The following is a 14712-nucleotide window of genomic DNA, read 5'->3' as shown; positions in this document are numbered from 1 at the left end:
CGAGCGGCCGATGACGATCCACCGCTCCGAGCCGGACTCGGCACCCGGCGGCGACGAGCCCTATGAGTACCGAGGCCGATCTTCTATCCACACACTTTCGAAGTGAAGTACACGAACGTCGAGAAATCCTCTCTACTACCTCCAGAGAAGAGACGGTTGTACGTTCGACGGGTTCACACACGACCGTTCCGTTACGCGATCCCCCGTTTTGCGACACCCATCGGGTTCGCAGGTCACGGTCTCTCCCCGTTCCAGTCGTGCGGTTCGCGTATGTGGTCAGCGGCCGAAGTGCCATCTACGCGCCGGGACTGAGCGTGCGTGTCGAACACACCATATATGTTATACATCAGCAGAGTTATGTCCATCCGTTGTCCTGAGCTGTTATTTTTGCCGTTGATAATTTGTGAGCAGGATTTAATTAACAAACGTCTGACGTAGTATCAGAACGATGGAAATAACCAATAATACCGCTCCTAACAATCGTGAGACGTATCCTGGGAGGTCTTCGCTCGGGATCGAAACCCGTTGGATCCAGTCCAGTCTGCCCCGCGATCGGCCCACAGTAGCTGAATCTCTCACGGAGGATCGTTCATGCTGAACCAACTAACGATCGACAGTCTCGACCTCGGACCGAAACTCATCATCGCGTTCGTGCTCGTCGCCGTGTTGGTTCTCATCACCGGGGCGATCGGCTACACCTCGGTTACAACCGTCGACGAGGAGGCACACGTTATCGCAGAAGATGGACAGAAGATGGACGCGTCTGCCGAGATGATCATAGCAATCGAACAGCAACAGGGGGCGATACGGGCTTCCCAACTCGGCGACGAAAACGCACAGCAAGAGTTCGAGGAAGCCAATCAACGATTCAACGAACACGAACGGACTCTCGAACAAACGGATTTGAGCCCGCAGCAGGAAGAGGAGTTCTCAACCCTCAAATCCCAACACGAGGAGTACAACGAGCTGGGAAGCGAGTTCTTCGAAGCACAACGAGCCGGTGACACGGAACGAGCCGCTCAGAAGACTGACGAACTGGAGTCACTGGTATCTCCAATGGAGGAACACGCGCACTCGATCGAGCAATCGGCGCGAGCAGATCTCGATTCCCAAGTCGAGATCGCCGACAGCACGACGAGGACGGCGAAAATAGAGATTATCGGACTCACTATCGGCGCGTTCATCTTCGCCGTCGTCACCGGTCTGTTTGTTTCGAGACGCATCACGTCTCCCATCACGCAACTCTCAGAAGCCGCTATCGCCGCCAGCAACGGCGATCTCGATACCGATCTCGAAGACCACACAGAACGTGACGAACTCGGGCGCATGGTTGACGCGTTCAAGGAGATGCAAGCAACCCTCCAAAGCATCTTCTCTGAACTCGATGCCGTCAGTGAGAACCTTGAAACCGGGGAACTAGAACGCGACATTGCGACCGAGTACCCCGGTACCTACGGCGACATCATGAACCGCCTTGATTCCGGCACTGACCAACTCAACGCCAGTTTCGACGAGATCCATCGAGCAAGCGAGGGCCTCAGAACTGGCGACCTCGATAAGCGCCTCCAGACCGACTCTCCCGGACAGTACGGCGAGACTCTCACGAACCTCGACGAGGCGGTCCAGCAGTTAAGCGACAGCGTCAGATCAGTCCAGGAAGTCGCTGACGAAGTCGCCGCGTCCAGCGAGAACGTTGCGAGCAGCACAGAAGAAATCGAGCAGGCCAGTGGAGACGTCGCTGACTCGGTCGAAGAGATCTCGCACGGCGCGGAGACGCAAAGCGAGCATTTACAAGAAGTTGCTAGTGAAATGAACGACATGTCGGCAACTGTCGAAGAGATCGCCTCTTCATCGGAAGAAGTCGCTTCGACAGCGACGACCGCTGTCGAGCGGAGTGAGACGGGCCAAACGTACGCTGCTGACGCGACTGAAGAAATCGAGGCGATCGAAGTCCAAGCAGACGAAACGAAGACGCACGTGGAATCACTCGACGAGAAGATGGACGAGATCGGTGAAATCGTCGAGATGATCACTGATATTGCAGATCAGACGAATATTCTCGCATTGAACGCGTCTATCGAGGCCGCTCGTGCGGGCGAAGCCGGGGAAGGGTTCGCCGTTGTCGCAACTGAAATCAAGGGGCTCGCCGAGGAAGTCGCCGATGCGACGACCGATATCGAACGGCGCATCACTGCGATTCAGGCGACGACGACGGAGACCGTCGAGGGGATGGAGACGATGAGCGAGCGTGTTGAACGCGGGTCGGAAACGATCGAAGAGGCGATCGAGATGTTCGACGAGATCGCCGCCGCTGTTCGACAGGCAGAGTCGGGCATTCGAGAGATCAGCGACGCGACCGACGACCAGGCGGCCTCGTCAGAAGAAGTCGTTGCGATGGTGGACGAGGTGTTGGGCGTGAGCCAGCAATCCGCGGCAGAAGCGAACAACGTCTCCGCTGCCACTGAAGAACAGACTGCATCACTCTCGGAAGTCGCCGAGAACGTCCAGGACCTCTCGCAACTCTCGGAGACGCTTCACGACCAAGTCTCGATGTTCGACATTCGCGGTGACGAAACTGTCGGGAAGTAAAACTGCTGTTGATCGCGAACTTTGTACCGAGCGATTCCTGTTTGGGGTGGGAAGTCTTCTATGACACGCTCCCGTACACGGCTGCCACTGGCACGCACACGGCCGACAGGGGAGCGGATATTTACGCGCGCGGCGGGAACGACGCCGTAATGAACGAAACCGGAGACCGAGTCGGTCTCGTCTGCCCGTCGTGTTCGCCGGGCGAGGAGACCGTCCACGAGGTGTTGCGACCCGGCGGACAGGCCACCGTCCGGTGTACCGACTGCGACCACACGCACAAAACGGAGATCCCCGAGGAGGAGACGATCGACCTCACGATCGTCGTCTCACAGGACGGCGAGTCCTTCTCCACCGAGATGGAGGTCCCCGCCGAGGGCGGCGTCGAGACCGGCGAGGAGTTCGTCGTCGACACCGAGGACGCGCTGATGCAGGTCCGGGTCACCGGGATCGAACTCGGGCCCGAACACCGCGTCGAGGACGCAGCGATCACGAGCGTCGAGACGCTGTGGACCCGCGCGGTCGACAACGTCTCCGTCGACGTCACCCTCCACCCGAAGGACGGCGACGCCGACCGGACCCGGTCGATCAGCGTGAACGTCCCCGGCGACATGGAGTTCGTCGTCGGCGAGACCGTCGAGTTCGGCGACGAGGAGTTCACGATCGAGGGGCTCCACATCCGAGAGGACGCCCCCGAGTACCGCCACGAGAAACTCGATCACGCGGGCGACATGGCGTACGCGAAGGACCTCAAGCGGATGTACGGCCGCGACGAGAGCCTGACCGCCTGGTCGGCGTGGTAGGCTCGAATCGGCCGATCGGCGCGGCGACGAGCCCCGGAACCGACGCCGTCTCACGTCACCCCGAATCGACCCGTCTCACGTCACTCCGCACCAGTCGACCATCGTGAGCGCGTGGATCTGCGCCGTCTCCACGAGCGAGTCGATCTCGACGAACTCGTCGGCTCCGTGCCCGTTGCCACCTTCCGGGCCGACGCTCGGCGTCGGAATGTCGTAATACCGGTTGTAAAACCGCTCGTCGTTGCCGCCGAGGCCGCCCCGGTGTTCCACGCTCCCGCCGGTGACCGCCTCCGTCTCCTCACACACGAGGCGGTAGAAGTCGCTCTCGAAGTCGATCTCGTGCGGGTCCGTGCTCCAGCCGAACCACTCGATCTCCGGCGGGTGTTCGCTCAGCCACTCGTCCCCGGCCGCGACCGAAGCGACGACCTCCTCCACCTCCTCGCGGACCTCGTGTCGGTCCAGGCCCGCGCTCGGCGGCCACCCGACCCGGAACTCCATGACCGCCTCGCCGGGAACGGTCGACGTCCACGAGCCCGGCACCGCGATGTCCGTCAGACTCAGATTGGCGGTGCTGCCCGCCGCCTCCGGGTACTGGCTGAGCGCCGGCCCGTAGTCCTCGATCCGGTCGTTGAGTTCGTCGTGGTACGCCTCCAGGGCCCGATACACCTCGAACGCCTTCCCGACGGCGTCGACGCCGAGGAACTTGTAGGCGGTGTGCGCCGTCCTTCCGGGAACGGTGACGCGGAAGTACTGGACGCCGGCGCTGGCGACGCCGACCCTCGGGACGCCCGACGGCTCCGCGACGATCGCGGCGTCCGGTCGGTACCCGCGCTCCAGCGCCGAGAGGACGCCGCCGACCCCGCCGGCCTCCTCCTCGATCGTCGTCTGGAGCGTCAGCTCGCCGGCGAGGTCGACGCCGAGCTCCCGGAGACACTCGTAAGCGTGGACGAACGCGGCGATTCCACCCTTCATGTCCATCGTCCCCCGACCGTACATGCGCCCGTTCTCGACCGTGGGGTCCCACGGGTCGTACGTCCAGTCGTCGACGGGATCCGGGTTGACGACGTCGACGTGGCCGCTCACGACGAGCGAGCGCCCGCCCGCTTCCGACGCCTCGTCGACCGCCGCGACGTTCTCGCGTCCCTCGTACCCGTACTCCAGGTACGGCGTCGTCTCGAAGAAGCCCGGATGGTCACGGAGGGCGTCGGCGTCCGGCTCCCAGACGTCCACGGAGAGGTCCAACTCCCGGAACTTCGCCTTCATCACCTCCTGTGCCGGCCCCTCCTCGCCGGGGAGCGAGCGAGCCGAGACGAGCTCCTCCAGGAACGTCACCAAGCGATCTCGGTTCTCCTCGATGTGCTCGCCGATCGCCTCCCGTGAGACACTCGTTGTCATGCTCGATCACTGCGAACAAGCCGATTATAAATCGACCGGTAGAGGAACGGCCCCGCCCGCTCGCTCTGCCCCCGGCGCGACCGCCGCCACCGGACCCGCCGAAAGGTATACTCTCGTCGCCGGAGAGACGCGGCGTGTACCATGTCCGATTCCCCATGGCCGGACGGATACCGGAGCGCCGCCTGCTTCACCTTCGATCTGGACGCCGACGAGATCTGGAACCTCCGCATCGAGAGCGACGACGCCTGGGATAAGCCGCCGATCCGAACGCGCGGTGACTTCGGCCCGAAGGTCGCCGTCCCGCGGATACTGGAGTTGTTCGACAGGTACGATCTCCGGTGTACGTTCTTCGTTCCCGGAAAGGTGGCCGAGGACTGGCCGGAGACGGTCCGAGCCATCCACGAGGCCGGCCACGAGATCGGCCACCACGGATACCGCCACCGCAACCCCTCGAACTTCGATTCGCGGGCCGAGGAGGAGGCGGACGTCACGGAAGCGCTCGACGTCTTCGACGACCTCCTCGGCGAGACGCCCGTGGGGTACCGGAGCCCGGCCTCCGACCTGAGCGACCACACGCTCGAGCTGCTCGCCGACCACGGCATCCGCTGGGAGTCGACGTTCATGGACGACGACCTCCCGTACGTCCACGAGGAGGGGATCGTCGAGGTCCCGTTCGACTGGTCGCTCGACGACTGGCCGTACTTCGGCTATCAGATGTACCCACAGCTCCCGTATCAGAACGGGATCGCGGCCACGGAACCGGTGTTCGACTCGTGGCGGGCGGAGTTCGACGGTCTCCACGAACGGGGACGCGCGTTCACCCTGACGATGCATCCACAGATCGTCGGTCGCGCCGGCCGCATCGACGCCCTCGAGGAGTTGATCCAGCACGTCCTCGCGAGGGAGGACGCGTGGATAACGACGGGAAAGGAGATCGCGGAGCGGTGGGACTCGGGGGAGAGCTGACGGACCCGGAGCGGACCCCGAGCGGTCACGCACGGGTCACGAGCAGACGAGCGGCGTCGAAATCGTTCCCGCCACGGAGCCATCAATTTAAATACTGATCCGCGGAACTCACGCCCGGAGGTCCACGATGGAGTACGAGTTCACCCACAAGCCGTCGTACACGCACCTGATCGTCACGCTGGAGCCGGGCGAGTCGGTGATCGCCGAGCCGGGCGCGCTGGTCGGCCACTCCGCGACCGTCTCGATGGACACCGGCACGAGCCGGGACGGCCTGCTGAGTTCGGCGAAGTCGCTCCTGGGCGGGGAGTCCGCCTTCGTCAACGAGTTCACCGCCGAGGGCGGATCGGGCACGGTGACGTTCGCCCCACCGTCCCCCGGCGACGTCGCGGCCCACGAGCTTCGCGACGAGACGCTCTATACCGTCGACGGGGCGTTTCTCGCGGCGACCGAGGGCATCGACATCGACTCCGAGATCGGCGGCCTCAAGTCGATGCTCGGCGAGGCCAGCCTGACGCCGCTGGCGCTGAGGGGAACCGGCACGGCCTTCGTCGACTCCTACGGCGGTCTCGAGCGGATCGAGTTGGACGCCGGCGAGTCGTACGTCCTGGACAACCAACACCTGGTCGCCTGGGACGACACGATCGACTACTCCGTCGAGCGGATCGGCGGCCTCAAATCGAGCCTCCTCGGCGGCGAGGGGCTCGTCTTCGAGTTCACCGGGCCGGGGACGGCCTGGTACCAGACCCGCGACATGGACGCGCTGGTGTCGGTGCTCGCGCGGCGGATGCCGAGCCAGGGGGAGTGATCGCGTTCCGTTTCACCGCTCGGCCCCGGCGATCGCGATCGTCAGGCCCCGATCGGAACGCCCGCCCTGAGGCATAGCCGATCGGCCGCGAGCAGGACGTACCGTCCACTGCTGCTGGTAGCACCGCCCATGACCACTGCCCCCCAGCAGGCCACACTGGCGTGAACGTCCCGACGGCGATCGGGTCCGTCTCGGCCATCGTTGCGGGTCCGGGGCGCGTTCGGCGCTCGTCGACCGTCACCGGGACTGGCCGGAGGTTTGCGTCCGACCGGCGCGCTCGGCTGCCTCGACGACCGTCCCGAGCGTCCGCTGGACGTCGTCGTCGCGGAGAGCCGAGAACAAGCCGAACAGCCCGACTCGTCGGTCGACCGTCTCGTCGGTGAACGCGCTCGCGCCGGCGTCGAGCGTCTCGACGACCCGCGGATCGGTCGCGCGCTCGGCAACGTCGGCAGCCTGACCCAACTGCGTGCCGAGCCGGTAGTACTCTTCGGTGCTGCGGTCGGCCGCGTCGCCGAAACCCTCCACGAGCGCGAGTAGCCCGCGAACGGTGTCCATGTTCTCTCCGAGCGCGACGAGCGCCTCGACCGATTCGGCGCGGTCGAACGCACTGGCGAGGCGGCGCACGTCCTCGCGGGCGGCCTCGGCGGCTGCCTCGTCTTCGGGAGCGACGTCCGCGAGTGCGTCGCTCGCGACTTCGAGCGTCGACAACAGGTCGAGGAACATGTCGGTGTCGTCGCCGATCCGACGAAGGAGGACCAGGGTCTCCTCGCGTTCGAACGCCACGCGAAGCCGAGCGATCTCCCCGCGGTTCTCGGTGGCGACGGTGCGCAACTCGGGGACGAGTTCCGCCGACAGATCCTGAGCGACGACGACCAGATCGAGCAGGTCCGCCAGCGCGTCGGCGTTGTCGCCTACCTGCTCGACCAGCCGCATCGTCTCTCCGTTCTCCAAGGAGGTCCGCAGGCCCGCGAGCGGTTCGCGGTTCTCCGCCACAGCCGCCCGGAGTTCCGGCACGAGGTCCTCGCTGAGCCCTCGCACGACCGTGAGAAGGTCCAATAGCGCGATCAGATCGTCCGCCTGCGCATCGACGCGATCGGCCAACTCCTCCATGTCGGTATCGGCCGCGAGCGCGTCCGCGTTGGATGGTGTCTCACTCATGGCTCAGGGAACCGGGTCGTACCCGCGCATCCAGACGTTCCAGTACAGCGGTGGGATCACGTTGATGTCGAGGATCCAGTTGAGTCGGCTCACCACCGGTGCGGAGATCGCGTCCTCATAGTCGAACTCCGCTATCATCGCGCTCCCCTTTTCGACGAGAATTGGGCAGGCGGTGTAGCCGTTGTAGTCGGGCGCCAGCGAGCGGTCGTCGAGGAATCGTTCGACGTTATCGACGACGACGTGCGACTGTTTGCGTGCGGCCGAGGCGGTCCGCGAGGTGGGCACATCGGCGTTGTCGCCCAGCGCGAACACGTTCGGATACGTCTCGTGTTGGAGCGTGTTGTCGTCGACGGAGACGTACTCGCCGCCGTCGGTCAGCGGGGAGCCCTCGACAATGAACTCGTGACCGTACTGCGGCGGAACTGGCGCGTACAGGTCGTACTCGAGCGAGTCGCCCTCCACCGAGCGGACCGTCCGGGTCTCGTAGTCGACCTCGGAGACGGTGAAGTCGGGCACGAAGGTGATGTCGCGGTCGTCCCAGATCGCTTCGATCCGCTCTTGATACGGTGCCTTCGGTCCGGTTCCGAACACCTCGGACCCTGGCTTCGTCATCACGACTTCGGCGTCCTCGCGAACGCCACGCTTGCGGAGATACTCCTCCATCAGCATCGTGAGTTTCAGGGGCGCCCCGCCGCACTTGATCGGCGTGTCGGGAACTGTCACGAGGAAGCGGCCGCCGTCGAACTCGTCGACGGCGTCGCCCAACGCCCGTGCGGCGGAGGCGTGGTAAAACGGGTACACCGAATCCGTCCGGTTCCACCCTTCGAGCATCCCTGGGACCGCGTCCGGGCGGCGGTTGTTCCCCACGGCGGAGACGAGGACGTCGTACTCGTAGGTGTCCGTTTCACCGGAGACGGTCTGCTCGTCCGGATCGACCCCGACGACCTCGTCCTGGACGAACTCGACCTCGTCGTGAAGCAGGTCACGCGTGTCGCGCTGGTGCTCGTCGAGGTCCATGTAGTCGAAGGGGATGAGGTAGTACGCGGGCTGGTAGCTGTGCGTCCGGCTCTTATCGATCACCGTCACGTCGGCGTCGGTGCGGCGACGGAGCGCGTTCGCCGTCATCGTTCCAGCAGTGCCGGCACCGAGGACGAGGACGTTCGGTCGTGTGAGTGTCATGGTGATGTACGTGTGTCGTCAGTCGTCGTTTGACCCGTCCGGGTCGGGACCCGCCGTGCCGATGCCGCGGGCGACGGAGACGAGATACCCCATTCCGGCTTTCACCTCCGGGTCACGCAAGGCTCCGAGTAAGCCGACGGGGCCGATCGGGCCGGCCTCTTCGGCCCCAGCCGCGCCGACGCCCTCGAGCAACCGGACCAGACCGCGCCTGACTTCGTCGTCGGTGGCCGTGTCGGCGAGTTCGCCCAGCGAGGTCCCGGTCGCAGCGACCGTCTCGACCATATCGTCGTCCGTCGCGTCGGTTACCAGCGCGACTGCGTCGGCGACGTCTGCCAGCCGATCGAGCGTACCGGTCCGCTGAAGCCTCGCGATCCGCCGGACGGCGTCGGCGAGTTCGCCGCCGTTCTCGCCGACGGCCGCACCGAGTTCGACCGTCTCTCCGTCAGCCAGCTCGGTCGCGGCCAGCCCGAGCGTCGTCGCATCGCTCGCGACCGATTCGACCGTCTCGTCATCGAGGCCGTCCTCAACGAGCGCGAGCGCATCGAGGAGCGTCGACAGCTGGCCCGACCGTTCAAGCAGCGCGGCGACGGCCTCGGGATTTTCCGCGACCGCCTCGCGGACCTCGGTCGGAAGCGCCCCCGTGTCGGCGCTCGCGTCGTCCGTCCCCTCATCGGTCGTGCTCATCACAACGCCCCCCGAGCGGTCAGCCAGTACGACCGATTGTATCCGAGCTTCGACCAGTGGATCAGCTTGGAGGGGGGCTTCGGAGTCGGCTCCGCGTCGTAGTCGAAGGCGATGTACGTCGCCTCGCCTTCGCCGCTCTCGATGAAACAGACGGTCTTCCCGTCGTACTCGGTGGTAGGACGCTGACCGCGGACGGCGCTCGCCAGCCGGCCCGCGAGCGACGTGGCGGCGTAGTGGGCCGCACTACCGGCTTTACTTGTCGGTAACTCTGCGATGTCGCCGAGTGCGTACACGTCTTCTGCGTTCGTTGCCTCCAGCGTCGCGGGGTCGACGTCGACCCAGCCGTCGTCGCCGAGGCCGGCCTCCCGGACGATGTCGCTCCCGTCGTGGGGCGGGATCGACACCAGCAGGTCGTACGACAGCTCCCGTCCCTCGACCGTGTGGACGCTCTGTTCGTCGGGATCGACCCGTTCGGGGTTGAAGAACGTCTCCACGCCGATGTCTCGTTCTTCCATCAGCGGTCCGACCCAGTCGGCGACGGACTGGATCCCGTGGGGACGGTTGATCGGGTACGTGTACGTGATGTCAACGTCTTCGCGCAAGCCACGCTCGCGCAGCCATGTGTCGGCCATGAGCGGGAACTCGAGCGGTGCGACCGGACACATGTGCGGCACGCCGACGACAGACACCACGAGATGGCCGTCAGTGAACTCCGCGAGCTCCTCGCGGAGCTCCTCGGCCGCCTCGGGTCCGTAGAAGTGATGACCGCCCTCGGCCAGTCCTGGAGTCTCCTCCGGCACCACCTGTGCGCCCATCGCGAGCACGAGGTGGTCGTACGCGAGGGGGCCTCGTCCACCGTCGAACGACACCGTCTTCGATTCGGTGTCGATACCATCGACCCGATCGATCAACAGATCGACGCGCCGGTCGATCAGATCGTCAAGCGGCCGCTTCGCGTCCTCGGGCGTCTTCTCCCCGAAGGGAACGTACAGCCATGTCGGCTTGTATACGTGATCCTTCCGATCGTTGACGAGGACGACCTCGACGTCGCCCGTATCGATCGCTGTGTCGACCTCTTCGGCGAGGTTGTTCGCCAGGACGGACCCGGCCGTCCCACCGCCGACGATGACCACTCGTTCAGTCATTGATCCGTACGTATAGGTCCCAGTGTTCCTCGCGCTCGACCACCTCTACCAGTTCGTTTCCGGACTTCTCGGCCCACTCCGAGACGTCCGGTTCAGTGTTCTCGTTCGAGCTCTGAAGTCGGATCACGGTCCCCGGCTCGACGTCTTTCGCCTTGCCGATCAGATCCATCATCGGACCGGGACACGACGATCCGACCGCGTTTACCGTTACATCGGCGTCGAGTTGTGTGTCGCTCATACAGTCGCTCCCCTGAGAGACTTTCATGATCGATACACATTCGTATTGAGTTGTCGCACGACAACTGTGGAGATCGCGTCGGTCGGGCGGGATCGGTCGACGGTCGTGTCTCAGCCGATCGAGTCCCAGCTTCGATACAGCGCCACGCCGAACGCGAGGACGATTCCGCCGACGCCGACCTGCCGACCGACCGTGCCGACGTTACCGGTGAGGCCGGCGACGACTGTGCGGACCGTCATCACCAGTGTGACGAGTGCGACGAGCGCCAGCACGGCGTGACGTGTTTTCATGACTGAACACAGCTGCCTGGTCACCGAAAAGGATCGGTTGGCAGAAGACAATCGAGCGCGTGCCCTCGCCTTCGGGCGGGCGTTCGCCTCGCGTTCGTATAACGGACGGCACACAGGACCCGTGGTGGCACCAGAGTCGGCTGTTCGCTGCCGTTCCCCGAACCGAGCGTCGATCGTCCCTTGTCCTGTGCCAACTCCGAGATTATCCGGGCGGAGTACACAGCAACGAGGGGGGAACGGATCGTCGATCGCGTCGAACGGCCGCTACGACCACACCATCCATCACACGTACCAAATGATCGACCCAGTACTCGCAAGCCGGTTTCAGTTCGCCCTGACGACCATCGTTCACATCATCTTCCCGGTGATGAGCATGGGACTGGCTCCCTTCCTCATCTACTTCACGTGGAAGGACATCCGGGGCGGCGATCCGGTGTACGAACAGTTGCGCCGGTTCTGGACGAAGATATTCGCCATCTCGTTCGTCGTCGGGACGGTGACTGGAATCGTGCTCGAGTTCGAGTTCGGGACGAACTTCGCTGCGTTCTCGACGACTGCCGGGGAGCTGTTCGGCGGCCCCCTCGCCATCGAGGGGATGATGGCGTTCATGCTGGAGGCGACGTTCCTCGGTATCTTCGTGTTCGGCCGCGAACGCGTCTCAGACCGGCTGTACATGGTTTCCAGCCTCGCCGTCGGAGTCGGAACGTGGCTGTCGGCCGTCTGGATCCTCATCGCGAACTCGTGGATGCAGATGCCTCGAGGCTACGAGCTCGCCACCGAGAACGGCGACCGAGTGGTACACCTCGTCGACCCGGTCGCGGCGTACTTGAACCCGCGCTTCGGGTTCATGTACGTCCACATGCAAAACGCCGCCGTCGAGTCGGTGGCGCTGTTCATGGCCGGCGTCGCGGCGTACTACGTCTACCGGCACCACGTCTGGGGGAACAAGACGAAGAACATCGTCTTCTGGCACGAGACGCTCAAGATCGCACTGGTCGCGCTGCTGATCACGGCACCGCTACAGGTGCTCCAGGGTGACCTGTACGCGCGCCACGTGTACGAGACGCAGCCGCAGAAGTTCGCCGCCATGGAGGCCGTCTGGAACACCGAGTCGTACGTTCCCGAGTACATCTTCGCCATCCCGACGGACCTGAGTCAACTCACCGATCCGCGTGCGAAGGAGCTGTTCGGTATCGGCATTCCCGGCGGCGCGTCGTGGCTCGCCAGCGGGGGCGACGCGACCGCGGAGATACGCGGTCTGAACACGTTCGACGCGGAGGCACCGCCGGTCGCCATCGTGTTCTGGTCGTTCCGCGCGATGGTCGGGATGGGGTTTTGGTTCATCCTGCTCGCGTTCTGGGGCGGCTACCGGTGGTACACGGGTGAGCTGTTCGAAGACGGACTACTCCACAAGGCGCTTATGGGTTCCAGCCTGCTCGGGTTCGTCGCGGTCGAACTCGGTTGGGTCGTCACCGAGGTGGGCCGCCAGCCGTGGGTGATCCAGGGCGTCCTCAAGACGAGCGAGGGCGTCTCACCCGGTCTCACCGGGACCGAGGCGCTCATCACGCTCGTCGGTTTCGTCGGCGTCTACACGGCGATCTTGACGCTATACACGTACGTCGTCGCGCGCGTAATCCGCGATGGTCCGCCGGACGTGGACGCATCTGAGTCGGCGAGCGATCGCGACGCTCCGCCCGCGGGGGTGCCCGGCGATGACTAGCGCGAGCGTCGAGACGCTCGCGTCGGGACCGCTGTTCGGCCTGCCGCTTCCGGAACTGTGGTTCGCACTCGTGTTCGGCCTGCTGGGGACGTTTCTGTTCCTCGACGGCTTCGACTTCGGCGCCGGCGCCATCTTCGCGACGCTCGCGGACGACGAGGCGCGTGAGGCGGTGCTGTCGGCGATCGGGCCGTTTTGGGACGGCAACGAGGTGTGGCTCGTCGTCTTCGGCGGCGCGCTGTTCGCCGCGTTCCCCCCGGTGTACGCCGAGCTGTTCAGCCGTCACTACCTGTTGATGTTCGGCATTCTCGGCGCGCTCATCCTCCGCGGGCTCGCCCCGGAGATGTACGAACAGCGCCACGACGAACGCTGGCAGCGGTGGTGGGGGCGGTCGTTCGTCGCCGGCAGCGTCCTGGCGCCGTTCCTCCTCGGTGCGTTCGCGGGGAACTGGCTCGTCGGGGCCCCCCGATCGTTCACGCTCGTCGGCGTCGTCGTGGGGGTCACCGTCACGACGTTGACCGTCGTTTCCGGTGCCGCATTCCTCAGATTGAAAACTCGAGACGCGCTTCCCGAGACGGTGACTCGGATCGGACTCGGGGCTGTCGTAGCGTATCTCTTCGCGGTAGTCGTGACCCTCGGCGTCGTGGCGGCTCGACTCCCAGCCGGCATCGACGCGCTACTGTCGGCGCCGGTGCTCGCGCTGGTTGCCGTCTCCGTCGTGCTCGGCGTCGGCTACGGGGTCGCGCTTCGACACGGGGCGAACGCCGTCGCGCTCGCGGCGGCCGCAGGGCTGACGTACGGACTGATCGCGGTGGTCGCGATCCTCATGTATCCGAGCATCGATCCGGCGACGGGGATGACCGTCAGAGAGGCCATCGTCTCGACGCTGCCGTTGAACCTCATGTCGATCGGGGCGGCGCTGCTGCTCCCGCTGATCGCGACGTACTTCGTCGTCCTGTACTCGGCGTTCAGCGGGCCGATCACGGCCGAGGAGGCCTACTGACATGGGCGAGGACTCGCGGACCGGAACGCCGGTGCGGCCGTCGACGGCCGGGACGCTGTTGCTCTCTCGCGTGTTACTCACGTGGGGGGAACTGCTCGTCGTCGGGTTCACGGGAGCCGTACTCGGCGGGGCAGCGTCCGGCCCGCCGCAGCTCATCGTCTATTTCGCGACGATTTTGGCATCGGTCGCGGTAGTCATGTACAACGTCGATCGACTCGTCGTCGCCCGGATCCGGGACGTGACGTGATCGGGGGGTAGATGATGCCGCCGTGGCGTTTCGGCGTCCGTTCCCGGGCGAGAATCGACCCCTCGGCGCCCGTGAACGGACTGAACCCGACCGAACGGCGGACTGACGGGAGTCAGCTCGTGCGATCCCCCGACGACGTAAACGATCCGGCTACGTGGCGCTTGGCGACGATGCCGAACAGCAGCACCGCGCTCGGAAGGAACAACAGCGCACCCAGCGCGGTGACGATGTCGTCGCGGGCGAGTCCGAAGGCGATCCCGCCGAGCCCGGCGAGGAGTGCGACGGACGCCGGGACCAGGAGGTGGTTTCGAAGCGGACCCAGTACCTCGCGGGGTGGACGTGAGAGTACCATACGAGACGAGCTAAGTACGTCGAACGCATACCACACGTGTTGTCGAGAGCCAACCGGACCGAGTGCCGATGTACTGTTGTCGAGTGCCGGCGCACACCCCAGCGCGCCCGCTCAGTCACCGACACCGCGGACGCCCCGAACTGAGGC

General features: G+C 64.9%; 15 protein-coding genes. 7 read left to right on the top strand and 8 right to left on the bottom strand.

Translation table 11 applies throughout. From position 1 onward, the window contains the following. Window positions 1-591 precede the first annotated feature (591 nt). Entirely contained in the window at window positions 592-2589 is a 1998-nt protein-coding gene (locus NO889_RS08325; RefSeq protein WP_256411802.1) for a HAMP domain-containing methyl-accepting chemotaxis protein, read from the top strand. A gap of 149 nt (window positions 2590-2738) precedes the next feature. After that, window positions 2739-3389: an HVO_0476 family zinc finger protein gene (locus tag NO889_RS08320; RefSeq protein WP_256411801.1), complete on the top strand. Its 651-nt coding sequence runs from the start codon at window positions 2739-2741 to the stop codon at window positions 3387-3389. Between the two features lie 75 nt (window positions 3390-3464). Here the strand turns inward: NO889_RS08320 and NO889_RS08315 are convergent, their stop codons facing one another. Continuing rightward, a complete protein-coding gene (locus NO889_RS08315; RefSeq protein WP_256411800.1) occupies window positions 3465-4781 on the bottom strand; it encodes an ArgE/DapE family deacylase in 1317 nt (438 codons plus the stop codon). A gap of 141 nt (window positions 4782-4922) precedes the next feature. Between NO889_RS08315 and NO889_RS08310 the strand changes: the two genes are divergently transcribed. Next, window positions 4923-5747, top strand: a complete 825-nt coding sequence (locus tag NO889_RS08310) for a polysaccharide deacetylase family protein (protein WP_256411799.1) — start codon at window positions 4923-4925, stop codon at window positions 5745-5747. A 127-nt stretch (window positions 5748-5874) separates the two neighbouring features. After that, a complete protein-coding gene (locus NO889_RS08305; RefSeq protein ID WP_256411798.1) occupies window positions 5875-6552 on the top strand; it encodes a TIGR00266 family protein in 678 nt (225 codons plus the stop codon). Between the two features lie 237 nt (window positions 6553-6789). On the opposite strand, the gene NO889_RS08300 is transcribed toward NO889_RS08305, so the two are convergent. The 6 genes from NO889_RS08300 to NO889_RS08275 form a co-directional block, all read right to left on the bottom strand. Further along, window positions 6790-7710, bottom strand: coding sequence for a DUF1641 domain-containing protein (locus NO889_RS08300; RefSeq protein WP_256411797.1), 921 nt, complete (start codon window positions 7708-7710; stop codon window positions 6790-6792). Window positions 7711-7713: 3 nt separating this feature from the next. Further along, entirely contained in the window at window positions 7714-8889 is a 1176-nt protein-coding gene (locus NO889_RS08295; RefSeq protein WP_256411796.1) for an NAD(P)/FAD-dependent oxidoreductase, read from the bottom strand. An 18-nt stretch (window positions 8890-8907) separates the two neighbouring features. Continuing rightward, a complete protein-coding gene (locus NO889_RS08290; RefSeq protein WP_256411795.1) occupies window positions 8908-9573 on the bottom strand; it encodes a helical membrane plugin domain-containing protein in 666 nt (221 codons plus the stop codon). Then, window positions 9573-10718, bottom strand: coding sequence for an NAD(P)/FAD-dependent oxidoreductase (locus NO889_RS08285; protein WP_256411794.1), 1146 nt, complete (start codon window positions 10716-10718; stop codon window positions 9573-9575). The genes NO889_RS08290 and NO889_RS08285 overlap by 1 nt, the downstream gene beginning before the upstream one ends. After that, complete coding sequence (locus NO889_RS08280; RefSeq protein WP_256411793.1) at window positions 10711-10956, bottom strand: sulfurtransferase TusA family protein; 246 nt, start codon at window positions 10954-10956, stop codon at window positions 10711-10713. Before NO889_RS08280 ends, NO889_RS08285 begins: the two co-directional genes overlap by 8 nt. Before the next feature lie 110 nt (window positions 10957-11066). Continuing rightward, entirely contained in the window at window positions 11067-11246 is a 180-nt protein-coding gene (locus NO889_RS08275) for a DUF8073 family membrane protein (protein WP_256411792.1), read from the bottom strand. Between the two features lie 295 nt (window positions 11247-11541). Here NO889_RS08275 and NO889_RS08270 point away from each other — a divergent pair, with 295 nt between their 5' ends. From NO889_RS08270 to NO889_RS08260, 3 genes are read left to right on the top strand one after another with little or no spacing between them, the layout of a single operon-like run. Further along, entirely contained in the window at window positions 11542-12966 is a 1425-nt protein-coding gene (locus NO889_RS08270; RefSeq protein WP_256411791.1) for a cytochrome ubiquinol oxidase subunit I, read from the top strand. After that, on the top strand, window positions 12959-13966 hold the full coding sequence (locus NO889_RS08265; protein ID WP_256411790.1) for a cytochrome d ubiquinol oxidase subunit II: 1008 nt from the start codon (window positions 12959-12961) through the stop codon (window positions 13964-13966). The genes NO889_RS08270 and NO889_RS08265 overlap by 8 nt, the downstream gene beginning before the upstream one ends. Window position 13967: 1 nt before the next feature. Then, complete coding sequence (locus NO889_RS08260) at window positions 13968-14213, top strand: hypothetical protein (protein WP_256411789.1); 246 nt, start codon at window positions 13968-13970, stop codon at window positions 14211-14213. 112 nt (window positions 14214-14325) lie between these two features. Here the strand turns inward: NO889_RS08260 and NO889_RS08255 are convergent, their stop codons facing one another. After that, entirely contained in the window at window positions 14326-14565 is a 240-nt protein-coding gene (locus tag NO889_RS08255) for a hypothetical protein (protein ID WP_256411788.1), read from the bottom strand. Window positions 14566-14712: the final 147 nt, after the last annotated feature.

This window comes from Halorubrum rubrum, from assembly GCF_024494685.1.
Lineage (GTDB): Archaea > Halobacteriota > Halobacteria > Halobacteriales > Haloferacaceae > Halorubrum > Halorubrum rubrum.
The sequence above is the reverse complement of the archived record's forward strand: the minus strand, read 5'-3'. Positions and strand labels throughout refer to the sequence as shown.

Bases quoted from the DNA above. Each gene is read 5' to 3' on its own strand.
- NO889_RS08265 (WP_256411790.1), top strand. From the start codon at position 12,959: ATGACTAGCGCGAGCGTCGAGACGCTCGCGTCGGGACCGCTGTTCGGC.
- NO889_RS08270 (WP_256411791.1), top strand. From the start codon at position 11,542: ATGATCGACCCAGTACTCGCAAGCCGGTTTCAGTTCGCCCTGACGACC.
- NO889_RS08325 (WP_256411802.1), top strand. From the start codon at position 592: ATGCTGAACCAACTAACGATCGACAGTCTCGACCTCGGACCGAAACTC.
- NO889_RS08305 (WP_256411798.1), top strand. From the start codon at position 5,875: ATGGAGTACGAGTTCACCCACAAGCCGTCGTACACGCACCTGATCGTC.
- NO889_RS08300 (WP_256411797.1), bottom strand. From the start codon at position 7,710: ATGAGTGAGACACCATCCAACGCGGACGCGCTCGCGGCCGATACCGAC.
- NO889_RS08295 (WP_256411796.1), bottom strand. From the start codon at position 8,889: ATGACACTCACACGACCGAACGTCCTCGTCCTCGGTGCCGGCACTGCT.
- NO889_RS08280 (WP_256411793.1), bottom strand. From the start codon at position 10,956: ATGAGCGACACACAACTCGACGCCGATGTAACGGTAAACGCGGTCGGA.
- NO889_RS08285 (WP_256411794.1), bottom strand. From the start codon at position 10,718: ATGACTGAACGAGTGGTCATCGTCGGCGGTGGGACGGCCGGGTCCGTC.
- NO889_RS08260 (WP_256411789.1), top strand. From the start codon at position 13,968: ATGGGCGAGGACTCGCGGACCGGAACGCCGGTGCGGCCGTCGACGGCC.
- NO889_RS08255 (WP_256411788.1), bottom strand. From the start codon at position 14,565: ATGGTACTCTCACGTCCACCCCGCGAGGTACTGGGTCCGCTTCGAAAC.
- NO889_RS08310 (WP_256411799.1), top strand. From the start codon at position 4,923: ATGTCCGATTCCCCATGGCCGGACGGATACCGGAGCGCCGCCTGCTTC.
- NO889_RS08290 (WP_256411795.1), bottom strand. From the start codon at position 9,573: ATGAGCACGACCGATGAGGGGACGGACGACGCGAGCGCCGACACGGGG.
- NO889_RS08320 (WP_256411801.1), top strand. From the start codon at position 2,739: ATGAACGAAACCGGAGACCGAGTCGGTCTCGTCTGCCCGTCGTGTTCG.
- NO889_RS08315 (WP_256411800.1), bottom strand. From the start codon at position 4,781: ATGACAACGAGTGTCTCACGGGAGGCGATCGGCGAGCACATCGAGGAG.
- NO889_RS08275 (WP_256411792.1), bottom strand. From the start codon at position 11,246: ATGAAAACACGTCACGCCGTGCTGGCGCTCGTCGCACTCGTCACACTG.